This is a genomic window from Arthrobacter sp. TJ-217, from assembly GCF_058269255.1.
On sequence record NZ_JBZCNJ010000004.1, the window covers coordinates 42,106 to 64,097 of the forward strand.

Sequence of the window (21,992 nt, forward strand, 5' to 3'; positions counted from 1 at the left end):
AGCTTTTCCATCACCACCGCGTCCGGCCCATCCGTCTTATTTCTGGCGTGCCCTCAGCGCAACGACCGCCCGCGCGCAGAGCAGCGCGGCTGCCCCAAAGATGAGGAAGCCGCCGGCAATGCCAACCCCCGACTGAGAACCGGAGATTAAGACGACGGCGACCAGGGCAAGGAATGCGCTGGCCAGGCCCCAGCCGGCCGCGGTCCAGTTCACCCTTTGGCCGGGCTTCGCGGTGCTCAACTAGCCCGACTCTCCGGGCAGCGGAAGCCGGTACCACCGCGGCCCGCCATGAGGCCCGGGCCGCGGAAAGGCCGAATCAGGGCGCCGTCGGCGCGGATCAGGCATCACCCATCATGAGGCCTTCAATGGAGTGCTTCTGCGTGATTGGCGTCAGCTCATCCACGATCGGGCAGCCGAGGTGGCGGCGGACCCGCTCAGGAAGCGAATCGTAGAACCCGCGGGTGACCGCCATGTCATGGTGCTCCGCGTTCCCGGCTCCAGGGGCGTCTACCCCAAGCACCAGCACGGGGCGGGACTTCTGCGAATGATTCTGCGTGCCTCGGTGGATGGTCAGTGCCGACCGTGCGGAGATGTCGCCCATCTGCGGGTATTTCCGCTGTGCGAGCGCCTCATACCGGCCATATGCGGATTTCGGGGGGAACATTTCGTGGTCGAACCCCTCCGGAAGGTCCCACTGGGTGGTCGGTGCCACCTCGAAGGGGCCCATGTCTTCCTCCGTGTCGACGGCGGTGGCATTGAAGGCGAGCGAGTTCAGCCGCCGTCCCACCCGGGTTACCTCCGGCATGGGGAAGTCCCGGTGCCATGGCTGGTTGACCGCGCCGACGCCCGGGATGTCAAAGCCGAGTTCCACAAACTGGTAGTCCGGGCCCAGGACGGACTCGCACACCATGCGAACCCAGGGGTGGTCGACGAGCTCGAGCCATCCGCGCATCTGCTCCGGGTGGATCTCGACATAGTGGCGGTTGGGGCCGCGCCCGACGGCGCCGTTCGGGCGCGAGAGGGCCTCCTTGAACGCGACGTCGATGTCCTCGCCCATCTGGCGGGCCCACTCACGGGACAGAGCTCCCTTTCGACCGATGATGCCCTCGGTGTACAGCCCGGTCACGGCGGCGGCCGTCTCTTCATCGGCTCCAACGGGGATCGGGATTTCCACGGGGGCAACGTTGCTGGTGTGAGTCGTCATGATTTCCTTTCCTTCGACGGATTCCGCAGCCTTTGGGACCAACGATGTCCAAAGCGCTTCCTTCGTCGATTCGCCCTGCTGTGCAGGGAATTTTCGGTGGCGCGAATCAAATCACACCATCCTAGCCCGTCAACGCCTTGAGGTCGCGGTCAGGCTGGTCAATCAGGGCGGTGTGCCACTGGAAATCCGGGAGGAACGTGATCGTCCAGAAATCGCAATTCAGTCCTCCTCATCCGAGGGCGTGAACGTCGCATCTGCCGAGGGGATATGGGCCGTGAACGGAGCGCGCCCCGCGCTGAAGCCGGCTCTTTCCTCCTCGCACAGCGCCACCATCTGCCAGAATGCCGCTTCTGCGTTTCGATTCAAAGCGGGAAGACCGCTTGTCACCCTCCGGTGGGGAACGCCTTCTTCGTAGGTGTGCAATTCCACAACGAACTCGTGTCCCACTTCCTGCGCAACGCGTTCGGCAAGCTCATTACCCCGCAAGGTGAAGGCGGCCGCGTGCTCCTCCGAAACAAATTTGAAATCGCGGTCCAGCGCACCGTAGTAGTACTCTTCCCAGGCTTTGAGGTCTTCGGTAAGTTCCCGGCTGAGACGGGCAATTTCGTAGGGCACGGGGCCGTCTACGAACCACAGCACTGTGTCCGCATAATCCGGAAACATGCGGATGGGAGGGGGCACATCGTTATCGGAAAAATCCATCGAATACCTCGCTGGTTCGGGCGAAACCCTCGTGCACCACAGGTTCCCTCGAACATATCAAGGCGGTGCAAGCCCCTTGCTTCGGAGGGCACGCGGCCGCGGGGTGGTGCCCAAGGGGACGGACGCGTTCCACAGGGAAGCCCACTGAGTGGCGCTGAGTTCGCGGGGGAGGGCGCGCGGGCTGATGTCCTGCTCCCGGAGCCACCGTTGTGCGCCAGCCTGGGTGAAGCGCCCGGTGCGCGCGAGGATCTGTTGCAGCCCGTTTCCCCTGCCGGTGAACACCTGGTGGACGAACCGACTATACGGGTCGGCATGGTCGACCAGAGGTTGGGGCCGACGGCGGACGTGGAGGATTCCGCCGTCAATCGACGGCCGGGGCCTGAAGGCGGATGCCGGCACCTTGGCCACGACCCTGTAGTCGAACCAGGGCCAGGTCGCCGCCGTCAGGAGGGTCGCTCCGCCAACCCCGGCCCGTCGCCGAGCTACCTCCCACTGCACTAGCAGGACGGCTTCCGTCCAGTTCTCTGTCGCCAGCAGGCGCCGCAGGATCGAAGTGGTCAAATGGAACGGGATGTTCCCCACGATGGTGAAGGGGGTTGCAGGGAACCGCACCTGCATTACATCAGCCTGGAGAATGTTCACGTGCGGCGGCATCGTCCGTTGCAGGGCCGCGATGTGGACTGGATCGATCTCGATGGCGGTCAACGGCCTGTTGAGAGCAGCCAGTCGGCGGGTTATGGCTCCGCGGCCGGCGCCCACTTCGATGATGGGCTCGTTCGCCGGTTCGAGTGCCCTGACAATCGAGGTGATGACGCTCTGATCGATAAGGAGATTCTGGCCGAGTTCGCGTCGGCCGCCGATAAAGGTATTCAACGTGTGCTCCGCTGTGAAGTAGCTGGAGCCGGGCAGCGAGGTCGGGCCGCACCGGCGTGGACCAGGTGGCGGCGAAGCTGCGGTTAGTGGATCAGCCCGCCGCTATGCGCGGCGCAGCCTCAGCGAGTTGATACCCATACTTCAAAATTACCACTCACCTGCCGGGGTTGACCCTGCCCCATGCAGGCCTGCGCGGGATGACGGCTACTTTCGGCCGGTGACCGTGCCGGAAATTTTCGCGACGGCCCGGCGCGGGAGAATCCGCGAAGCGAACGCCGTAAGTTCGTTGGCCCTGCCGGAGATGACGCTGGGTGCCGGGCGAGGCCGGTCAAGGGTGGCAAGCGCGAGTGCCACAACCTCGGAGGCGGTCTGCATTGTTCCCACCTGCGCCGCTTCGCCGGCGATGTCGAAGAACTCGGTGCGGGTCGCGCCCGGGGACAGGGCAAGCACCTTGAGGTCCGAGTGTCGGGCCTCGAACCACAGCGCCTCGGTGAAACTGAGCACGAATGCCTTCGTCGCCCCGTAGACCGCCATCAACGGAACGGGCTGGTAGGCGGCCGTGCTCGCGATGTTGACGAGGGCACCCCTGCCGGACGCGAGCATCGCGGGGTAGAAGGTGCGGGTAATGCCCACCACCGCCGCGACGTTCAGGGCGATCTCCTCTTGGATCCGCGCGGGGTCCTCATCCTCAAACCTTCCGCGGGTGGCGAATCCGGCATTGTTTACGAGGGTGTCGACGCTGAGCCCCTTCGCCGCGACTGCCTCCGCCAGGGTCTGGCCAGCTCCGGCCTGTGCAAGGTCGGAGGGGATGACAGTGATTGTCCGTCCCGTGGTGGTGCGCAGTTCCCCTGCGAGGGCTTCGAGCCGGTCAGCCCGGCGGGCCACGAGGATCAGGTCTGCCCCGCGGCGGGCCAACTGCCGCGCGAATTCCTCGCCGAGGCCGGAACTGGCTCCTGTGATCAGTGCCGTGGTGCCCGCATATTCCCGCGTCATGCTCGCGCTCCTTCAATTGGTGAACGGCTGTCCACCCAGTATCTACACCCACGAGCCCAAACCCCCCATGTCCAACTGCAGAGCCGCACCGGCGGATGCGGGAACGCGGCGGCGCTCGCCGTTGGCCAGCCGGGAGCCGGCCTGAACGAGTCCGCCTTCACATATGCGCGATGGGGTTGAATTTTCCGCGCCGGATGTAGACGGCGGCGACGGCGGAAATGCCTAGCCAAATGCCCGGATTGGTGCTGTGATGAATACCCTCCCGGCTGTTCGCTGAGGGGAGTCACGGTGAGCGATACGAACTACGAACTGGTTCTTGCCCGTCCCGACCTGCGGAGGTTCGTTGTGGTTGTCGGGGGTTTCACGGCGGCGCTGTGCTGGTGGATCGGCATCACCGGCTTGGTGAACACCGGAGGTGGCGGGGCCGTGTTCCTGTCCGTGCCCGTGGTGGCGACGCTTGGGACACTCCTTGCCGCATTTCCGCGCAGGCGTCGAACGCCCCGGCATACAAGCGAAACCCGGAGCCGGGCTGAGCATTCCGACCCTCATCGGGTCACCAGGGCATCGGTTGTGGTTGTCGGGGGTTTCACGGCGGCGCTGTGCTGGTGGATCGGCATCACCGGCTTGGTGAACACCGGAGGTGGCGGGGCCGTGTTCCTGACCGTCCCCGTGCTGGCGACCCTCGGAACCGTTCTTGCCGCACGTGCAAGCCATCCTGCCCCAGGTCGGCAGCACCGGGGCTGAATCGAGGCAGCGGCGATGAACCGACGCCCTTTCAAAACGCGGGTCAACCCCTGCTGATTCAGCCCGGGGCACCCGGGCCGGTTCTACTCCAGGTCGGCGGCTCGGGCAAGCCGGCGATCATTGACTCGTACGCAGCGCTCCGGGTGATGGAACTGAACCCGAACTGGACCGTCGGCGCCAGGCCCAGATGGCAGTACAGCTCGATCGAGGTTCCCTGCACATGCCAGTCCGACGAGGCGCTTCCGCCTGGATGCGCTGCCTCGTCGCGGGGCGGCCCATACAGCGATACCAAACGCGCATGGACGGCTCGGTAACCGTGTTCCGTCCCCCCGGATTCCCCCGGCGTGCCTTCGTAGACGAAGAAGCCGAGGCTCACGAGGTTGCCGTTGTGCGACGTCCACGACCCTCCGGTCAGGGCGATCCCGAGCGCGACGAACCCACCTCCGGCAGCGGACGGCGGATCAGGGGCACGGGTTTCCGCCGCGCACTGCTGTAGTCCGAGCCGCAGGAAGTGGGCGTCCCGCTCCCTCTCCCCGGCCGGCCAGGGTAGGGACACGATTTGTTCGGTCAGTGCAACGACCGCTTCCGGAGCCGGTTCAAGCTTTACATCGTGTACGTCGTCCATGACCGAACGGTACTCCACCCGCGGCGGAGCCCGAAGGAATGCCGGGTTGAATGCCTAACGCACGCAGGGGCCGGCAGGGTGGGACCTACCTGCGGGTGGCAGGGCAGGGTTTTCGTCCGGTCTGGAGGCGAGGGGCTGGTCGATCGGTTCAGCGGCCGCGGCGCACCTTGATCGCCGTCTCCGCCGCCTCGAGCAATTGCCGGGCCGAGCGGTCCCACGTGTAGGTTCCCGCCTGCTCGCGGCCCTCGCGGGCCGCCTGCCGCCACCGTTCCGGATTGCTGAGCTGGCGCACGGCCGCCGTCAGTGCCCGGGGATCATCGGGGTCGACGAAGAGGGCCGCCGACCCGCCTACCTCCCTGAAGATCTCCGTGTCGCTGGCGATCACCGGAGTGCCGGTCGCCATCGCCTCAATTACCGGCAGGCCGAATCCCTCGGCCTTCGACAGGGTCACGAGGGCGGTGGCACGGCCCAGCAGCGTGTTGTACTCCTCATCGCTGACACCGTTGTGGAAGACGACCGTGGCGCCCGGCGGGACCAGTTCTTCAAGGCTGGCCCGGCGCTCATCGCTGATCCTGCTGAGCAGGTGCAGTGTGTAATCCTCAAGCCCGGCCATTCCCGCAATGAGCGTTTCAACGTTCTTGTAGGGCATGAACGAACCCATATAGAGGAGGGACTTTTCGGGTGCCACCTCCGGATCCCGGGTGAACGCCGTTTCCTGGGGGGCATTGCCGACGATGTGCACCGGGCGCCGCGTCAGGCGGTGCTTCCTGATCAGGGCTGCCGTGAACTCGGAGATGGTGGCGACGACGTCGGCCCGGTTCAGCAGCAACCGCTGCGGCCAATAGGCAAGGTGGTAAAGGCGCCACAGCGCCCGCACCGGCAGCGGAAGGAACGGCGGGGGAGTGGGATTGGTGTAGTAGATGAGGTCGTGAAGGGTCAGGATCAGCGGGTACTTCCGACCCCAGGTGCCCATCGTCTGCAGTGGGCAGACAACGACGTCGGGGTGCAGCTTGTTCACCGACCGCGCCACCAGGAGTTCGGCGGGCGAGAGGGGGCTGTTGGCAAGGACGTATGGCACGTCGGGCAGCAGCTTCAACTGGCGGGGATCGCTGATGAGCATGGTGACGTCGGCCAACCGGGAGACGGCACAGATCAGGCTCGCCCCGTAGCGGCTGATTCCGTCGTGGTGGTCCGTCCTAGTGAACCTGGCGTCGATGAGGATCCTCACTTCGAGTGCTCCTCAAGGAATTCGGAGATCAGGACCGCGGCTTCGACGGGTTTTTCGTAGTGCACGAGGTGTCCTGTTCCTCCAAGGATCTCAAGGCGCGCCCCGGAGATCATTTCGGCGAGGCGGCGCTGGCCCTCCACCGACCCCAGGTCGTCGAGTTCGGCGGCAATCAGCAGCACCGGGCCCGACAACGCGGCGGCGCTGTCGCGCACCGTGCCGGAGATTGAGGCACGGAAGGCTTCAAGGACAACCCTGCGCTCCGCAAAGGCGCTGAAGTAGCGTGCGTGCTGGTCGTGGATGTGTGCCCGTAGTGCCGGATCCTTCGTCTTGGCCATGAAGGCACTCATGGCGCGGACAATCATTGGGTTGGTAAGCAGCGCCAGACCGGGCCGTTCCGGGAGGCTCGCCCCGGCGGCGTAGTAAAGCCCGGCGGCCCGGGACGCTGCCCGGCTGGATCCTTCAAGGGCGGGTTCGCAGATGGGGTTGACGAGGATCAGGGCTGCGGTCCGCCGAGGGTTCTCCGCGGCGAACCGCGCGGCAATGACCGAGCCGAAGGAATGCCCCAGCATCACCGTTTCGGTGCCGAGCCCAAGCACGTCGAGGCTGTGCCGCACGAACCGGGCGTAGGCGGCTGTGTCGTGGGAGCCGGCCAGTGCCTCGGAGGCACCGAAGCCGGGGAGGTCCGGCACCACCACCCGGTGGCGGGGGAGGTTCTCGACGATGCGCAGGAGCCCGTGGTGATCGCCCCGGAAGCCGTGGACCATGAAGATGGCTGGTGCGCTCTCCGATGAGCCGGCTGACTCCGCGGCGGGAGGAAAGTCCCAGTAACGCTGGAGTTTCCCGTCCCAGGCGATGGTGATCTCCTCGGCTGCCCGTTTGACTGCCGGCCCGGGGCGCCGGGGCGCGGCATCGGGCGTTATTCCGCGGCGTTTCACTTGTTCACCTTGTCCGGGTGGGAACCGAAGCGCTCGCCGCGGTCGAGCCCGTCGAGGGCCGCCCGCTGGTCCGGGCTGAGGCTGAAATCGAAAAGGTCGAGGTTCCCCTCGATGCGTTCGGCTCTGCTCGCCTTGGGAATCACGAGGTTTCCGCCGTCCACGTGCCACCTGAGGATCACCTGAGCCGGCGTCCGTTCGAGTTCAGCGGCAATGCGCTGAACGACGGGATCCCGGAGGACGTTTCCGCGTCCGAGGGGGCTCCAGGCCTGCGTGGCGATGCCGTGCTCCTCGTTGAACGAGCGAAGTGCGTGCTGCTGCAGGTAGGGGTGCACTTCGATCTGGTTGACCGCTGGAACCACCTCGGTCTCGTCGAACAACTGCTGGAGGTGGGTTTCCTGGAAGTTGGAAACCCCGATCGCCCTGACCCTGCCATCGCGGTACAGCCGCTCAAGGGCCCGGTACGTGTCGACGAACAGGTGGCGCGCCGGCTGGGGCCAATGGATCAGGTACAGGTCGACGTAATCCAGCCCGAGGCGTTCAAGCGACGCGTCGAAGGCGTGCAGGGCGGCGTCGTACCCGTGGTCGTTGTTGTGCACCTTCGTCGTGACGAAGATGTCGGTGCGCGCCAGTCCCGACGTCTTCGTGGCTTGCCGGACTGCCTCGCCCACGCCGGACTCGTTCTGATAGAGCGCTGCTGTGTCGAGCGTCCGGTATCCCGCCTCCAGCGCGAGCGCACACAGGGCGGCCGTGTCGCTGGGTGGCACCTTATAGACGCCGTATCCCACAGTATCGATTTCCACGCCGTTATTGAGCGGCGCTTTGGGGGCTAGTCGCATGGATCGACTCTACCGAGCGCAGCCGCGCCGCCCTGACACCGGAGCCCGGAATCGGGTCCCGCGCCCATCACCGTCCCTCCAGGTGGACGAGGCGCCGGGCGGACCCTTCATCGAGGATCAGGTCGGTGGCCAGCCCCGCCGCCAGTGCACCGCGCAGCCCGTTGATCTTCGATTCCCCGGAGACGACGCAGATCCGGCGCCGGACCTCCCGCAGCCGGTCGAGGTCGGGGCCGGTGCTTCGCTGGTTGAGCAGGATGTCGCGGTGGCTGCCGTCGGCGCGGAAGAACATCGTCGCCACGTCGCCCACAACCTCGTTGTCGGCGAGCTGCCGGAGATCCTCTTCGTCCAGATAACCGCCGCTGTACACGTGGCTCGGGATTCCCGCGTCGATCGAACCCACGCCGAAGATCGCCATGGTCATGCGGTGCTGGAGGTCGAGGATCCGCTTGACGCTGCGCTCGTTCCACATCGCCTTCTTGTTTGCGGCGTGGTCGAAGAAGGCCGGCACCGGGAACTGTTCAACGCGCATGCCGTAGGACTGGCCGAAGCGGCGCAGGATCTCGCTGGCGTAGGTGATGCCGGTGGTCTGCGTGTTCCCGGCGCCGTTCAGCTGCACCACCGTGCTGTCATGGACCACCTTGCGGGTGAGGTGGTGGCTCACGGCGCTCAGGGTGGAACCCCAAGCGACCCCGATGATCGCATTCGAATCGACGAGCGGGCCGATGGTGCGCGCCGCCTGGAGCGCCACCCGCCCCAGCGCCTCGGGCTCGCTCACCGTGTGCGCGACGGGCACCACGTGGGCCTCGACGCCGAAGAGGCGGCGGATCTGCTGTTCAAGGGCAGGGGCGCGTTCCGAGGGGTTGTTGACCTGGATCTGCACCAACCCGTTCTGCCTGGCCGCTGCCAGCAGGCGTGAGACGGTTGAGCGCGACGTGCGCATCTCGCGCGCGATCGTGTTCATCGTCAGATCCTGGAGGTAGTACATCTGAGCGGCGCGGAGGGCGTCCCTGCCCCGGTATCTCAAGCTTTCGCCGTCGTCGGTCTCGTCCGCGGAAGGTGTGGGCTCGATCTGGTGCACATCCCCATTCTCGCACCCCCGTGCACATTTGTGCAGATCGGTTGACTGCTATTCCCACTCTCTCCAGAATGGTCGGGCAGTCATCTACCAGAGCAGTTTCTCAAGTAATGGAGAAGTACCGTGAGTAATTCCATCGACCGCACCAACGGCAAGAGCAACGCCGCCACACCACGGGTCGAGGTGCAGGAGCTCCGGGACCGCCCCCGGGCATCGGTGCTCATTATCGGCGGCGGCATCAACGGCGTGGGCACGTTCCGTGATCTCGCGCTCCAAGGGGTCGACGTTGCCCTTGTCGAGCGCGGAGATTTCTCACAGGGCGCTTCGGGCGCCTCGTCACACATGATCCACGGCGGGATCCGCTACCTCGAAAACGGCGAGTTCCGCCTCGTGCGCGAATCCGTCGTCGAACGCAACCGCCTGCTGCGGGTGGCCCCGCACTACGTAAAGCCCCTCCAGACAACCATTCCCATTTTCAGCACGTTCTCCGGAATCCTCGCCGCGCCGCTGCGCTTCCTCACCCACAAGCAGGGCAAGCAGACGGAGCGCGGCGCGTTCCTCATCAAGGTCGGGCTCAGCCTCTACGACTCCTTCTCCCGCGACGGAGGGTCGGTTCCCCGCCACAAGTTCGTCGGACGCAAGAAGTCCCTGGCCACCATGCCGGACCTGCGCCCCGACGTGAAGTACACGGCCACCTACTTCGACGCCTCGGTCCACAATCCGGAGCGGCTGATCCTGGACGTCCTCCGCGACGGCATGACCGCCAACCCGGCGCTCCGGGCCGTCAACTATGTCAGCGCCGTGGGTGCCACCGACGAGGGCGTCGTCCTGCGTGACGAGCTCACCGGTACGACCTTCACCTTCGACGCCGACGTCGTCATCAACGCGACGGGCGCATGGGTGGACGGCACCAACGCCGCCCTGGGCGCAGCAACCCGCTTCATGGGAGGGACCAAGGGCTCGCACATCGTGCTCGACTCGAAAGCCCTCCTCGAGGCAACGGCCGGACGCGAGATCTTCTTTGAGCACTCCGACGGACGCATCGTGCTGATCTACCCCATGGGAGACCGAGTCCTCGTCGGCACGACCGACATCGATGCCGACATGGACGTCCCGGCCGTCATCACCGACGAGGAGATCGATTACTTCTTCGACCTCGTCCGGCATGTGTTCCCTCAGGTTGAGGTTGGACGGGACGACATTGTCTACAGCTTCTCCGGCGTGCGGCCGCTGCCCCGCCACGACGATACCCAGCCGGGCTTCGTTTCCCGTGACTACCGCATCGAGAAGCGCGAGGTCCGCACCAAGGAGCGGACAGTGACCACCCTGAGCCTTGTCGGCGGCAAGTGGACCACCTTCAGGGCGCTCGCCGAGCACCTTGCCGACGAGGCGCTCGCCGCCCTTGGCAGCAAGCGGACGGCGTCGACTGCCGATCTCGCAATCGGCGGCGGCAAGGGCTTCCCCAAGGACGCCGCGGCCGAAGCGGCGTGGGTCAAGGGAGCCGTCCGCCCGGGGTTCGACGAAGCGCGCGTCCGGGTGCTGCTGACGCGATACGGCACGCGGGCAACCGAGGTCCTCGGGTTCCTTGCCGAGGGAGAGGACACGCTGTTCAGTTCCACAAGTGAATTGAGCACGCGGGAGATTGCCTACATGGTGCAGAATGAGCAGATCGGCCACTTGGTTGACGTTCTGATCCGGCGGACCTCGCTCGCTTTCCGCGGCCTGGTCAGCGGGGAACTGCTCGCGGAGCTTGGCGATGCCCTTGCCCCGCTGCTGGGTTGGGACGCCGCCAAGACCGCCGAGGAGATTGCGCATGCCGAGGGCGTTCTTGCGGAGTACCACAGGGTGAACGTTTCAAGCCTGATCGGCTAGCGGAGCTCCGCAGGCAGGTCGGGGCCGCTGGCAGGAAGCAGCGGCCCAGTCCAACGGCACTGGTTGCCGGGGGGAACCAAAGGGTGCCGCTGAGGCGGCGGCACCCTCACAAATGAATAAACAAGGGAGTCAAAGATGTCTCTGGAAGTATTTGTTGCCGAAGCTTTTGGCACGATGCTGCTGTTGTTGCTCGGTTGTGGTGTCGTAGCCAACGTTGCCTTGGCGAAAACGAAGGGCAACAACGGCGGATTTCTGATGGTCAACTTCGGCTGGGGCCTTGCGGTCTTCGCCGGCGTGTTTGTTGCGGCCCTTTCCGGCGCGCACCTGAACTTCGCCGTCACCATGGGCCTGTGGGTCAACGGTGACGTTCCCAGCTTCGCCAATGGCGTTGATAAGAACTTCGTCAACGCCCTTGGCTACCTCGCCGCGCAGATGCTCGGCTCTATCGTGGGTGCCGTGGTGGCATGGCTGGCCTACAAGCAGCACTTCGATGCCGAGCCCGATCCGGCAAACAAGCTGGGCGTGTTCTCCACCGGACCGGCGATCCGCTCCTATGGCTGGAACCTCGTCACCGAAATCATCGGCACGTTCGTACTCGTGTTCGTCATCCTGTCCTTCGGATACACGCCCTCAGGCCTCGGCCCGCTGGCCGTAGCCCTCCTGGTCGTCGGCATTGGTGCATCACTCGGCGGTCCCACCGGCTACGCAATCAACCCGAACCGAGACCTCGGCCCCCGCATTGCCCACGCCATCCTTCCCATCAAGGGCAAGGGCAGCTCCGACTGGGGCTACGCCTGGGTGCCGGTGGTCGGCCCGATCATCGGGGGTGTCCTCGCCGGTCTGGTTGTCCAACTGGTGCAGTTCCCGGCGCCGCCGGCCTGACGCAGACCGTTCACCCCGCCGGCGCGCACCTGGCACGCCGCAATTCGACATTCCACAAAGGAGTAAGACATGTCGCAGTACGTTATCGCCATCGATCAAGGCACCACGTCGAGCCGCGCCATCGTGTTCGACCATAAGGGGGACATCGTCTCCTCCGGTCAGAAGGAACACGAGCAGATCTTCCCGAAGGCCGGCTGGGTCGAGCACGACCCGGCGGAGATCTGGGACAACACCCGCGAGGTCATCGGCAACGCCCTCTCCAAGGCGAACCTGACCCGGCACGACATCGCCGCCGTCGGCATCACCAACCAGCGCGAGACCGCGGTTGTCTGGGACAAGACCACAGGCAAGGCCGTCTACAACGCCATTGTCTGGCAGGACACCCGCACCCAGAACATCGTTGATGAGCTCGCCTCCAACGGTGGAGTCGAACGCTACAAGGCCAAGGTCGGCCTGCCCCTGGCCACTTACTTCTCCGGCACCAAGATCAAGTGGATCCTCGACAACGTTGAGGGCGCCCGCGCCAAGGCCGAGGCCGGGGACCTCCTCTTCGGCAACACCGACTCCTGGGTCACCTGGAACCTCACCGGCGGCACCGACGGCGGCGTGCACATCACCGACGTCACCAACGCATCTCGGACCCTGTTCATGGACCTCGAGACGCTGTCGTGGGACGAGTCGATCCTCGCGGACTTCGGTGTTCCGCTGTCGATGATGCCCGCCATCAAGTCCTCCTCGGAGGTCTACGGGACGGTCCACGGTTCCCAGCTGCTGCGCGAGGTTCCGGTGGCCGGCATCCTCGGCGACCAGCAGGCGGCGACCTTCGGCCAGGCCGCCTTCGCCAAGGGCGGTGCGAAGAACACCTACGGCACCGGCAACTTCATGATCGTGAACACCGGCGAGGAGATCGTCCACTCGAAGAACGGCCTGCTCACCACGGTCTGCTACCGCCTCGGGGATGCCAAGCCGGTCTACGCGCTCGAGGGTTCGATCGCCGTCACCGGGTCCCTCATCCAGTGGCTCCGCGACAACCTCGGCCTCATAAAGAGCGCTCCGGAGGTGGAGCAGCTCGCGACGACGGTGGATGACAACGGCGGCGTGTACATCGTCCCGGCGTTCTCCGGCCTCTTCGCCCCGTACTGGCGTGCGGACGCCCGCGGCGCGATCGTCGGGCTGACCCGGTTCGTGAACAAGGGACACATCGCCCGTGCGGCGCTTGAGGCCACGGCCTTCCAGACCCGCGAGGTGCTGGACGCGGCCAACGCCGACTCCGGGGTGAACATGGAGGACCTTCGGGTCGACGGCGGCATGGTAGCCAACGACGCGCTGATGCAGTTCCAGGCGGATATCCTTGGCATCCCGGTGATCCGGCCGAAGGTCACGGAGACCACCGCGCTCGGTGCCGCCTACGCCGCGGGCCTTGCCGTCGGGTTCTGGAAGGACACCGACGAGCTCGCCACCAACTGGTCCGAGGACAAGCGCTGGAACCCCTCAATGGACGACGCCGAGCGCGAGCGCCAGCTGCGCCTTTGGAAGAAGGCCGTCACGAAGACCTTCGACTGGGTCGACGAGGACGTCAAGTAGGCACAGCGCCTCAACGCTGTAACTCGTTGGAGCCCGGGACGGCCGCCTGGCCGGCCCGGGCTCCTCCGCGTGCGCCGCCGCCGGGCTTCCGGCGGGCCTTGATCGGGTGCGCTAAGGTTGTTCCATGTCAACTCGGATTCTTCTTCCCTAGCCGCGCGCGACAAGCGTGCGGCGGCCCCTCCCTGGACGAGGGGCTTTTGTGTGTCCGGGCCGGTTACCCGGACACCGCTGGCGGGGAACGGGAAACGACGAGGCAATCGCGCAGAATGACAGAACAGGGTCAAAGACAGTGAGCACACCTTCCGAGGCTGGACAGCCCGACGAGAACATCTACGACTTCGCCGCGATGGAGGCCCGTTGGCCCGCCGTCTGGGACGGGCTCGATTCGTTCAAGCCGCTCGACGACGGTTCGCGCGAGCGCCGCTACGTGCTCGACATGTTCCCCTACCCCTCGGGCGACCTTCACATGGGCCATGCCGAGGCGTTCGCCATGGGCGACGTCGCCGCGCGCTGGGCCCGGTTGCAGGGCTTCGACGTGCTGCATCCGATCGGCTGGGACTCCTTCGGGCTGCCCGCCGAGAATGCGGCGATCAAGCGCAATGCGCACCCGGCCGAGTGGACCTACGCGAACATCGAGACGCAGGCCCACTCCTTCAAGCGCTACGCCATCAGCGCCGACTGGTCGCGGCGGATCCACACCTCCGATCCTGAGTACTACCGCTGGACCCAGTGGCTCTTCGTCCGGTTCTTCAACAAGGGCCTTGCCTACCGCAAGAACTCGCCGGTGAACTGGTGCCCCAAGGACCAGACGGTGCTCTCGAACGAGCAGGTCATCAACGGTGCCTGCGACCGCTGCGGAACGATGGTCACCAAGAAGGACCTGAACCAGTGGTACTTCAAAATCACCGACTACGCCGACCGCCTGCTCGAGGACATGGACCAGCTGAAGGGCCACTGGCCCGAGCGCGTCCTGGCGATGCAGCGGAACTGGATCGGCCGCTCCGAGGGCGCGCACGTGCGCTTCATCATCGAGGCCACCGAGGACCGCCCGGTGCACGAGGTTCCGGTCTTCACCACCCGCCCCGACACCCTCTACGGCGCGACGTTCTTCGTCGTGGCCGCCGATGCGCCCCTGGCCCACGACCTGGTGACAGCCGAGCACCACGCGGCTCTTGAGGAGTACCAGGAACAGGTCAAGAAGCTCTCCGAGATCGAACGGCAGTCCACCGAGCGGGAGAAGACCGGCGTGTTCACCGGCCGCTACGCGGTCAACCCCCTCAACGGCGAGAAGCTGCCCGTCTGGGCCGCCGACTACGTGCTGGCCGACTATGGCACCGGAGCCATCATGGCGGTTCCCGCGCACGACCAGCGCGACCTCGATTTCGCGCGGGCCTTCAACCTTCCCGTGCGCACCGTCGTCGACACCGGCGCCGAGGATCCGGCGGTCTCCGGAACGGCCACGACAGGCGAAGGCGTGCTGGTCAACTCCGGTGAGCTGGACGGCCTCGACAAGACCGCTGCGGTGGCCCGCGCCATCGAGCTGCTCGACGCACAGGGCACCGGCGAGGGAACCGTCAACTTCCGCCTGCGCGACTGGCTGCTCTCCCGTCAGCGGTACTGGGGAACACCCATCCCGATCATCCACTGCCCGGCCTGCGGCGAGGTGCCGGTGCCCGATGACCAGCTGCCGGTCACCCTGCCGGAGGGTCTGCACGGCTCGCAGCTCAAGCCGCGGGGCGTCTCGCCGCTGGCCTCTGTCGAGGAATGGGTCAACGTCGAATGCCCGTCCTGCGGCGGAGCGGCCAAGCGCGACACCGACACGATGGACACCTTCGTCGACTCCTCCTGGTACTTCCTGCGGTTCATCACACCGGACCTCGAGACAGCGCCGTTCGACACCGAGGCCGTCAACCGCTGGCTGCCCGTGGGCCAGTACGTGGGCGGCGTCGAGCACGCCATCCTCCACCTGCTGTACAGCAGGTTCTTCACCAAGGTGCTCTTCGACCTGGGGCTGGTGAACTTCACCGAGCCGTTCGCCTCGCTGATGAACCAGGGGCAGGTGCTCAACGGCGGCAAGGCGATGAGCAAGTCGCTGGGCAATGGAGTGGACCTCGGTGAGCAGCTGGACAGGTTCGGGGTCGACGCCGTCCGCCTCACCATGATCTTCGCCTCACCGCCCGAAGACGACGTCGACTGGGCGGACGTGTCGCCGTCGGGCTCTGCCAAATTCCTTGCCCGGGCCTGGCGGCTGGGCGCGGACGTCTCGAGTGAGCCCGGCATCGACTTCTCGGCAGGGGACCGGGCGCTGCGCTCCGCGACCCACAGGACGCTGGCGGACATCCCGGAGCTGATGGGTGCCCACAAGTTCAATGTGGTGATTGCCCGCCTCATGGAACTCGTCAATGCCACCCGCAAGGCAATCGACTCGGGCCCGGGAGGCGCGGACCCCGCCGTCCGCGAGGCCACGGAGACCGTGGCCGTGCTGTTGAGCATGTTCGCCCCCTACACCGCCGAGGACCTGTGGGAGCGGCTCGGCCACAACCCCGGGGTCGCCATGGCGGCCCTGCCTGTGGTCGAGGAGTCACTGCTCACCCAGGAAACCGTCGTCGCCGTTGTCCAGGTTCAGGGCAAGGTGCGCGACCGGCTCCAGGTCCCGCCGGACATCACTGAGGACCAGCTGCGCGCCCTGGCCCTTGAGAGCGAGCAGGTGGTGCGGATCCTTGACGGCCGCGACATCCGCACGGTGATCGTGCGGGCTCCCAAGCTGGTCAACATCGTGCCCAGCTGACGATGGGTCCCCAAGGACTCCCGGCCGCGGTGGTCACCGACTCCGCGGCCGGGTTCCCGCCCGGTTGGCTTGACGGGCAGGGCCGCGCCGCCGGAGTGACCGTGGTCCCGCTGCCGGTCATGATTGCCGGCCAAATCTACAGCGAGGGTGAAGATTCCCTCGTGGAGCCACTGAGCATCGCCCTGGCCCAGGGCTCGGAGGTGCGCACCTCGCGTCCGTCGCCGGGCCAGTTCGAGCGCGCCTACAAGGAGCTGGAGGCGGAGGGGCACCAGGGGATCATCTCCATCCACCTCTCTGGTGCGTTGTCGGGGACCGTGGACGCCGCCCGGCTCGCGGCTGGGTCGGTCAGCATCCCCGTCGAGATCATCGACAGCCGCACCGCTGGCATGCCCCAGGGTTATGCGGCCGTCACCGCCCTGAAGTCCCTGCGCGAGGGGCTCAGCCTCGAGCGCAGCGCTGCGGCCGCCGCGATGGTCTGCCGCACCTCGCAGCTCTACTTCTACGTCCCCAGCCTTGACCAGCTGCGCCGCGGCGGCAGGATCAGCGCGGCGGCGGGGTGGCTGGGGAGCGTGCTCTCGGTCAAGGCCCTGCTGAAGATTCAGGAGGGCAGGGTGGTTCCGGTCGAGAAGGTCCGGTCCTCCGAGAAGGCCCTGGAGCGGCTCCTCGATCTCGTGAAAACCAATGCGTCCGCCCGTACCGACGGCGCCGAGATCACCGTCCACCACTTCGGGAACGACGAAGAGGCCGCCGGGTTCGCGGCGCGGCTGGAAGCCGGTCTTCCCGGGACGCCGGTCTCGCTCGCACGGTGCCCGGCGGTCCTCGCGGCCCACGCAGGACTCGGAGTGATGGCTGTCGCCGTAACCGGGGCTCCTTTGTCAACATAGCCGGTTCCCACCCGGATCGACGCTGGATCCGGGCCTAGCGTTTCCCCATGGCGAAGCACCGGTGGGCCACCACCGACCCACCCTCCCCGCTCGTGCGGACGCGGCCCTTCGCGGCCGGGCCGGGGGAGCCCACCTCCTCCGAGATCCGGTCCCCGCCGGTCCGCCGGCGCCGCTGGGTCGCCGCGCGCGGTGCGGCCCTGGTGTTCCTCGGACTTGCCCTCACCGTTGGCGTTGCCCTCTTCCTCGGCCGCGGCGGAGGGCCGCCTCCGGCCGCCATATCCGTTCCGCTCGAACAGCCACTGCCCGGCACGATCACCACCACCGCCGCCGCCGGCACGGGCCCCGGTGACGGTGACGCGCTGGCCGGTCCCGCCCCGTCGGAAGCGGGGCCGTCCGGCGGTCACCCGTCGGCAGGCGAGGCAGGCCCGCGCGCCAGTGGCGCCCCGGCGGGTCCGACAGTTCAGGGCGCCGGGCGCCCTGCAGAGGTCGTGTTCGTCCACCTCACCGGCGCGGTCGCGGCTCCGGGGGTCATCGAGGCCCCGGCGGGCTCCCGGCTCTTCCACGTGCTCAAGCTCGCCGGGGGAGCGACAAAGGATGCCGACCTGGCGGCAGTGAACCTCGCGGCCCCCGCCGCGGACGGCGCCCACGTGCACGTGCCCCGTGCCGGAGAGCCTGCAGCTACGCCCACCGTCCCCGAACCGGCACCCGCCCCGGTGGCAGGGGAACAGGCGCCGAAGGGGCAGGGAGATTCGATGGTGAACCTCAACAGCGCCGACGCCGCCGAGCTCGAGGCTCTGCCACGGGTGGGGCCGGTGCTCGCCGAGCGGATTGTCGCCTGGCGCGAACAGCACGGGCCCTTCCAGCATCCTGAGGACCTCGACGCAGTGCCGGGCATCGGGCCCGGGATGCTTGAGGCAATCATGCCGCTGGTCGTGACGGGGTGAGGCGTGAGCGAAACCGGCCCGCCCCGCCCCGGGGTGACCCTGCCGCAGACCTGCGCCTCGCCGGTGCTGCCGCCGCGGCCTGGGCGGCAGCCGCAGCCGCACCGCACCTGCCTGCCGGGGCCGTGCCTGTCGCGGCACTGCTGGGCGCGGGCGCGGCGGTCCTGGCCGGAGTGCTTGCACTGCTCCGATGCCGCGGGGCCGGTGGGATGCTCCTTCCCGCGGGCGCGGCGGCCCTGGTACTCCTCTCTGCCGCCGGCAGCATCGAACGTGCCACCTCGGGACCGGTTGACGAAGCGGCGGCCAGCGGTGCCCCGGTTTCGGCGGTGCTGCGGGCCACGAGCGACGCCACACCGGTAGGCCGGAACACGTTCACCGCGGGGGAGCGGTTCCTCGTCGAGGCGGAGGCCAGGGAAGGCTCCCTGGCCGGTGAACCGTTCCGATCGGCCGCGCCCATTGTGGTTATCGGAGGCGAGGAATGGAAAGGCGTGGGCCGCGGCGACACCGTGCGGGTCCTCGGAACGCTAAGGCGGCCCCGCGGTCAGGGGAGGGAGGTGGCGGTGCTGTTCCCCACAACCGCCCCGGTTGTGGACAAGGCCGAAGGAGGGCAGCGGTTCACCCAGCAACTCCGCGAGGACTTCCGAAAGGCAGCAGCCCGTGGCGGGCCGGATGACGGCGGGCTGCTGCCGGGCATGGTGCTGGGTGACCGGTCCGTCCTGGTGCGCGATCTCGAAAAGGCGATGAAGGATACGGGCCTGACGCACCTGACTGCCGTGTCCGGCGCCAACTGCTCCTATGTTCTCGCTTTCCTTCTCGGCGCCTGCCGCTTCCTTCGGCTGCCGCGGTCCGTGGGCGCCTGCACCGCGGTCACGGCGCTGGTTGGTTTCGTGCTGCTGGTACGCCCGGAGCCCAGCGTGCTGCGGGCAGCGGTGATGGGGGCGGTGGGCGTGTTTGCCCTGGTCACGGGCAGGGGCCGGCAGTCACTGGCCCTGCTGTTCCTCGCAGTCATCGTCCTGCTCGCGGCGGATCCCTGGCTTGGCTCCTCCTACGCCTTCATCCTCTCGGTGGCAGCCACCTCGGGCCTCGTGCTCGCAGGCCCGCTCGTCGCCGCACGGCTCTCCTCGGTCCTTCCCGAAACCACCGCCCAGCTTGTTTCGATTCCGATCACGGCCCAGCTCTTCTGCACGCCCATCCTTGTGTTGCTGGAGCCATCACTGCCCGTTTACGCGGTTCCGGCGAACATCGCTGTGGCACCGGTCATCCCGTTCGTGACGATCATCGGGATGCTCGCCGCCGTGGCACTGGTCCTCTGGCCGCCCGCCGCGCCCGCTCTCGTCTCCGCAGCCCGCGCCGGAACCTGGTGGGTGGCATCAGTTGCCCGCGCCGGCAGCGAGGCGCCGTTCGGTCAGCTGCCCTGGACCCCGGGACTGCCTGGGGTCCTTCTCGCGGCGTCGGCCTCCGCGGGGATCCTTCTCCTCCTGATCCGCGGTCCCCGGCTGCCGCCCCTGCCGCGGCGCGTCCGGAACGCCGCCGTGCCCCTGTACATCGCGGCTGGCTGCCTCATCGGCCTTGTCCTGATCACTGTGGTCCCCCTGCGCGGACCGGCCGTGCCGTCCGCCTGGCTGCTCGCCGCCTGCGACGTGGGCCAGGGTGATGCGTTCGTGGTGCGCAGCGGCGACGGCCGCGCCGTCGTCATTGACGCGGGCCCCGATCCCGGGGCCGTCGACGACTGCCTGCGCGGCCTCTCGGTCGAGACCGTCGACCTGCTCGTCCTGACCCACCTGCACGAGGATCACTACTCCGGTGTTTCCGGAGTCTTCCGCGGCCGGTCCGTCGCCGCCGTCGCATACTCCTCCGCAGAACCCCGCCTGCCACCGGAGATCACCGAACTCACACGCGGGGCGGGCCTCACGCCGTCGCGGCTCACCGCGGGGAACAGCTTCACCACCGGTAAAGCGCGCTGGAGCGTCCTCTGGCCCTCCTCCGTTCACCGCGCCACACCAGAAAACGATGCAAGCGCGGTGCTCCTCGCCGAAATCCCGGCCCCCGACGGCGTCATCCGCGCCCTGTTCACCGGCGACATCGAACAGGACGCCTCCGAACGGATGCTCACCGCCAACCCCGACCTGCAACGGAACGGCGTGCACATCCTCAAAGTCGCCCACCACGGTGCCCGCAACGGTGGCAACGCGATGGCCCGGGCCCTGGCCCCGGCGCTGGCCCTGATCTCCTCGGGCGAGGGCAACGACTATGGTCACCCCCACCCCCAGGTGATCGCGGCGCTCCACAAGGCGCGGATTCATGCGGCGCGCACCGACCGGCTCGGATCCTTCACCGTCCTCCTTGACGGCGCCGCGCTGCAGGTCCATCCACTACCTTGACCGCGGCTCCCTTCCGACCGCCGCCGACCCCGGGTTTCGTACTAGGCCCCAGGGAAGCTTGACGCTTCGAGCTTCAGCGCTGCCAAAACTCTTGCACGAAGCAGGCGGTACTCCTGGACGTATGCGCGGGGCCCTCCTGTCGGTCTGACCACGACACGGGGTTCCCCGATGACGCGGACCGCGGTGAACTGTTCACGAGTGAGATCGATTTCCAGCCCACCGGAGAGCCTGTTCCAGTAGTGCACCTCATTGTTCTCATGCCCGCCAGTGACATCAGCGATCAGGAGCTCTCCGCCTAGAAGGTCCTGCAAGACAAGTGCGGTGGGTCCGCATTGTCCGTACTCCGGCTTCCTGGGGTCCCAGCCGGCAAGGCTTCCTGGCTTGAGACACGTAGTGTCCGGGCCCCAGGCGTGACGAAAAGCCCGCTCGAGCTCAAACAAAGTAAAAGTCATGGGTTCCAAGCCGGATCAGGCGCGCGCAACGATCAGCCACCCGCGGCCGGGTGCGTAGGGAAGATCCCGAACCTCGGTCCCGGAGAATCCGGCTTCTGACAATGAGCGGGACAACGCCTCCTCCGTGCGGAAACGCAGGACGGACGTGGAGTCAATGCGCTGACCATCAGCCAGGAAAATCGTCGGGGAATCAAACGTCACAAGCTCTCCATCCACATCGGTTACCTGAACCCAGTCCTCCACCGGCCCCTCTCCTTCAACGTCCACGACCCGCCGGGTGAGTTCCTTTGTCCAGCTCACCCAGGCGCGATCAGAGGGTACACGGCTTTCGAACGCGATCCGCCCACCAGGGCGAAGGCACTTGCGTACTGCCCGCAGGGTAGAGAGCCACTCTTCGTCGCCAAGGAAGACCTGGGCAACATTGGCGGTCATCGTGGCGAGGTCATACTGATGATGATGGGAAGTGTCCGCGGCCACATCCAGCACGGTTCCCACAACCCACGTCGCCCGATCGGCGCCGGATTTGGCACGGGCGACAGCAACGGACGCTCCCGCAGGGTCAACACCAACGACTCTTATATTGCGGTCCGCCAGGCGGCAGCAAAAGGTCCCCGTCCCGCAGCCGACATCCAGGACCGCAGTCGAGTGAAACTCATCGAGAAGGTTCACATAGGTATCTAGATCGCTGCGGTCAGGGTCAAGAGGATCATAAATGCGGGCGACCCGCGGATGATCGAAAATAGGATCAGGCATCAAGCACACGCTACTCCACGCCGCGCGAGCAATCCCCAGCAAACGCGAACCCGCACAGCAAAAGATCCGTCACCGGGCCGCGCCTTCCGCGATCATGGTGCGGCAGAAAGTCGGGGCCGGCAAGAAACGGGCCCCACTCCAACACCGGCGGAAGGGCCATTGCCAAAGCAAATCCGGTAACGGTGCGCACCCGGCCAAGTTCCGGTGCCGCTATTGGTGCCATCTCGGAATTCTCGCAGG

The 21,992-nt window shown here is 66.9% G+C and carries 20 protein-coding genes; 8 read left to right on the plus strand and 12 right to left on the minus strand.

Annotated elements, in window-relative coordinates:
• Positions 1-36: 36 nt before the first annotated feature.
• The 5 genes from AC4D2R_RS08200 to AC4D2R_RS08220 form a co-directional block, all read right to left on the minus strand.
• Positions 37-240, minus strand: coding sequence for a hypothetical protein (locus AC4D2R_RS08200; protein ID WP_490939177.1), 204 nt, complete (start codon positions 238-240; stop codon positions 37-39).
• A 97-nt stretch (positions 241-337) separates the two neighbouring features.
• Positions 338-1,204: a phytanoyl-CoA dioxygenase family protein gene (locus AC4D2R_RS08205; RefSeq protein ID WP_490939180.1), complete on the minus strand. Its 867-nt coding sequence runs from the start codon at positions 1,202-1,204 to the stop codon at positions 338-340.
• 219 nt (positions 1,205-1,423) lie between these two features.
• Positions 1,424-1,906, minus strand: a complete 483-nt coding sequence (locus AC4D2R_RS08210; protein WP_490939182.1) for an immunity protein CdiI family protein — start codon at positions 1,904-1,906, stop codon at positions 1,424-1,426.
• Between the two features lie 57 nt (positions 1,907-1,963).
• Entirely contained in the window at positions 1,964-2,779 is an 816-nt protein-coding gene (gene erm / locus AC4D2R_RS08215) for a 23S ribosomal RNA methyltransferase Erm (protein ID WP_490939184.1), read from the minus strand.
• Between the two features lie 204 nt (positions 2,780-2,983).
• Positions 2,984-3,772, minus strand: coding sequence for an SDR family NAD(P)-dependent oxidoreductase (locus tag AC4D2R_RS08220; RefSeq protein ID WP_490939186.1), 789 nt, complete (start codon positions 3,770-3,772; stop codon positions 2,984-2,986).
• 288 nt (positions 3,773-4,060) lie between these two features.
• Between AC4D2R_RS08220 and AC4D2R_RS08225 the strand changes: the two genes are divergently transcribed.
• Positions 4,061-4,516: a hypothetical protein gene (locus AC4D2R_RS08225; protein WP_490939188.1), complete on the plus strand. Its 456-nt coding sequence runs from the start codon at positions 4,061-4,063 to the stop codon at positions 4,514-4,516.
• A gap of 58 nt (positions 4,517-4,574) precedes the next feature.
• On the opposite strand, the gene AC4D2R_RS08230 is transcribed toward AC4D2R_RS08225, so the two are convergent.
• The 5 genes from AC4D2R_RS08230 to AC4D2R_RS08250 all read right to left on the minus strand — a co-directional run bounded on the left by AC4D2R_RS08230 (position 4,575) and on the right by AC4D2R_RS08250 (position 9,125).
• Positions 4,575-5,141 (minus strand): hypothetical protein, encoded by a 567-nt coding sequence (locus AC4D2R_RS08230; RefSeq protein ID WP_490939190.1) that lies wholly within the window; start codon positions 5,139-5,141, stop codon positions 4,575-4,577.
• Positions 5,142-5,289: 148 nt separating this feature from the next.
• A complete protein-coding gene (locus tag AC4D2R_RS08235) occupies positions 5,290-6,369 on the minus strand; it encodes a glycosyltransferase family 4 protein (protein WP_490939192.1) in 1,080 nt (359 codons plus the stop codon).
• On the minus strand, positions 6,366-7,304 hold the full coding sequence (locus AC4D2R_RS08240; protein ID WP_490939194.1) for an alpha/beta fold hydrolase: 939 nt from the start codon (positions 7,302-7,304) through the stop codon (positions 6,366-6,368). The genes AC4D2R_RS08235 and AC4D2R_RS08240 overlap by 4 nt, the downstream gene beginning before the upstream one ends.
• Positions 7,301-8,140 (minus strand): aldo/keto reductase, encoded by an 840-nt coding sequence (locus AC4D2R_RS08245; RefSeq protein WP_490939196.1) that lies wholly within the window; start codon positions 8,138-8,140, stop codon positions 7,301-7,303. The genes AC4D2R_RS08240 and AC4D2R_RS08245 overlap by 4 nt, the downstream gene beginning before the upstream one ends.
• Before the next feature lie 67 nt (positions 8,141-8,207).
• Positions 8,208-9,125, minus strand: a complete 918-nt coding sequence (locus tag AC4D2R_RS08250) for a sugar-binding transcriptional regulator (RefSeq protein ID WP_490939811.1) — start codon at positions 9,123-9,125, stop codon at positions 8,208-8,210.
• A 213-nt stretch (positions 9,126-9,338) separates the two neighbouring features.
• Between AC4D2R_RS08250 and AC4D2R_RS08255 the strand changes: the two genes are divergently transcribed.
• The 7 genes from AC4D2R_RS08255 to AC4D2R_RS08285 all read left to right on the plus strand — a co-directional run bounded on the left by AC4D2R_RS08255 (position 9,339) and on the right by AC4D2R_RS08285 (position 20,547).
• Positions 9,339-11,087: a glycerol-3-phosphate dehydrogenase/oxidase gene (locus AC4D2R_RS08255; RefSeq protein ID WP_490939199.1), complete on the plus strand. Its 1,749-nt coding sequence runs from the start codon at positions 9,339-9,341 to the stop codon at positions 11,085-11,087.
• Between the two features lie 135 nt (positions 11,088-11,222).
• Positions 11,223-11,969, plus strand: coding sequence for an MIP/aquaporin family protein (locus tag AC4D2R_RS08260; protein ID WP_490939201.1), 747 nt, complete (start codon positions 11,223-11,225; stop codon positions 11,967-11,969).
• A gap of 69 nt (positions 11,970-12,038) precedes the next feature.
• Positions 12,039-13,553: a glycerol kinase GlpK gene (glpK, locus tag AC4D2R_RS08265; RefSeq protein ID WP_490939203.1), complete on the plus strand. Its 1,515-nt coding sequence runs from the start codon at positions 12,039-12,041 to the stop codon at positions 13,551-13,553.
• A gap of 289 nt (positions 13,554-13,842) precedes the next feature.
• Positions 13,843-16,341: a leucine--tRNA ligase gene (gene leuS, locus AC4D2R_RS08270; protein ID WP_490939205.1), complete on the plus strand. Its 2,499-nt coding sequence runs from the start codon at positions 13,843-13,845 to the stop codon at positions 16,339-16,341.
• Between the two features lie 29 nt (positions 16,342-16,370).
• Positions 16,371-17,225 (plus strand): DegV family protein, encoded by an 855-nt coding sequence (locus tag AC4D2R_RS08275; protein WP_490939207.1) that lies wholly within the window; start codon positions 16,371-16,373, stop codon positions 17,223-17,225.
• Between the two features lie 47 nt (positions 17,226-17,272).
• Positions 17,273-18,169 carry a ComEA family DNA-binding protein gene (locus AC4D2R_RS08280; protein ID WP_490939209.1) on the plus strand — a complete coding sequence of 299 codons (897 nt, stop codon included), beginning with the start codon at positions 17,273-17,275 and terminating at the stop codon, positions 18,167-18,169.
• A complete protein-coding gene (locus AC4D2R_RS08285) occupies positions 18,166-20,547 on the plus strand; it encodes a ComEC/Rec2 family competence protein (protein WP_490939211.1) in 2,382 nt (793 codons plus the stop codon). Before AC4D2R_RS08280 ends, AC4D2R_RS08285 begins: the two co-directional genes overlap by 4 nt.
• A gap of 41 nt (positions 20,548-20,588) precedes the next feature.
• Here AC4D2R_RS08285 and AC4D2R_RS08290 read toward each other — a convergent pair whose 3' ends face one another.
• Positions 20,589-20,999 (minus strand): YunG family protein, encoded by a 411-nt coding sequence (locus AC4D2R_RS08290; protein ID WP_490939213.1) that lies wholly within the window; start codon positions 20,997-20,999, stop codon positions 20,589-20,591.
• 15 nt (positions 21,000-21,014) lie between these two features.
• Positions 21,015-21,752, minus strand: a complete 738-nt coding sequence (locus AC4D2R_RS08295; protein WP_490939215.1) for a class I SAM-dependent methyltransferase — start codon at positions 21,750-21,752, stop codon at positions 21,015-21,017.
• Between the last annotated feature and the right edge of the window lie 240 nt (positions 21,753-21,992).

Excerpts from the sequence above, each read along its gene's own strand:
- AC4D2R_RS08205 (WP_490939180.1), bottom strand. The coding sequence starts at position 1,204 with ATGACGACTCACACCAGCAACGTTGCCCCCGTGGAAATCCCGATCCCC.
- AC4D2R_RS08210 (WP_490939182.1), bottom strand. The coding sequence starts at position 1,906 with ATGGATTTTTCCGATAACGATGTGCCCCCTCCCATCCGCATGTTTCCG.
- AC4D2R_RS08220 (WP_490939186.1), bottom strand. The coding sequence starts at position 3,772 with ATGACGCGGGAATATGCGGGCACCACGGCACTGATCACAGGAGCCAGT.
- AC4D2R_RS08230 (WP_490939190.1), bottom strand. The coding sequence starts at position 5,141 with ATGGACGACGTACACGATGTAAAGCTTGAACCGGCTCCGGAAGCGGTC.
- AC4D2R_RS08245 (WP_490939196.1), bottom strand. The coding sequence starts at position 8,140 with ATGCGACTAGCCCCCAAAGCGCCGCTCAATAACGGCGTGGAAATCGAT.
- AC4D2R_RS08250 (WP_490939811.1), bottom strand. The coding sequence starts at position 9,125 with ATGTACTACCTCCAGGATCTGACGATGAACACGATCGCGCGCGAGATG.
- AC4D2R_RS08260 (WP_490939201.1), top strand. The coding sequence starts at position 11,223 with ATGTCTCTGGAAGTATTTGTTGCCGAAGCTTTTGGCACGATGCTGCTG.
- glpK (WP_490939203.1), top strand. The coding sequence starts at position 12,039 with ATGTCGCAGTACGTTATCGCCATCGATCAAGGCACCACGTCGAGCCGC.
- AC4D2R_RS08280 (WP_490939209.1), top strand. The coding sequence starts at position 17,273 with ATGGCGAAGCACCGGTGGGCCACCACCGACCCACCCTCCCCGCTCGTG.
- AC4D2R_RS08290 (WP_490939213.1), bottom strand. The coding sequence starts at position 20,999 with ATGACTTTTACTTTGTTTGAGCTCGAGCGGGCTTTTCGTCACGCCTGG.
- AC4D2R_RS08295 (WP_490939215.1), bottom strand. The coding sequence starts at position 21,752 with ATGCCTGATCCTATTTTCGATCATCCGCGGGTCGCCCGCATTTATGAT.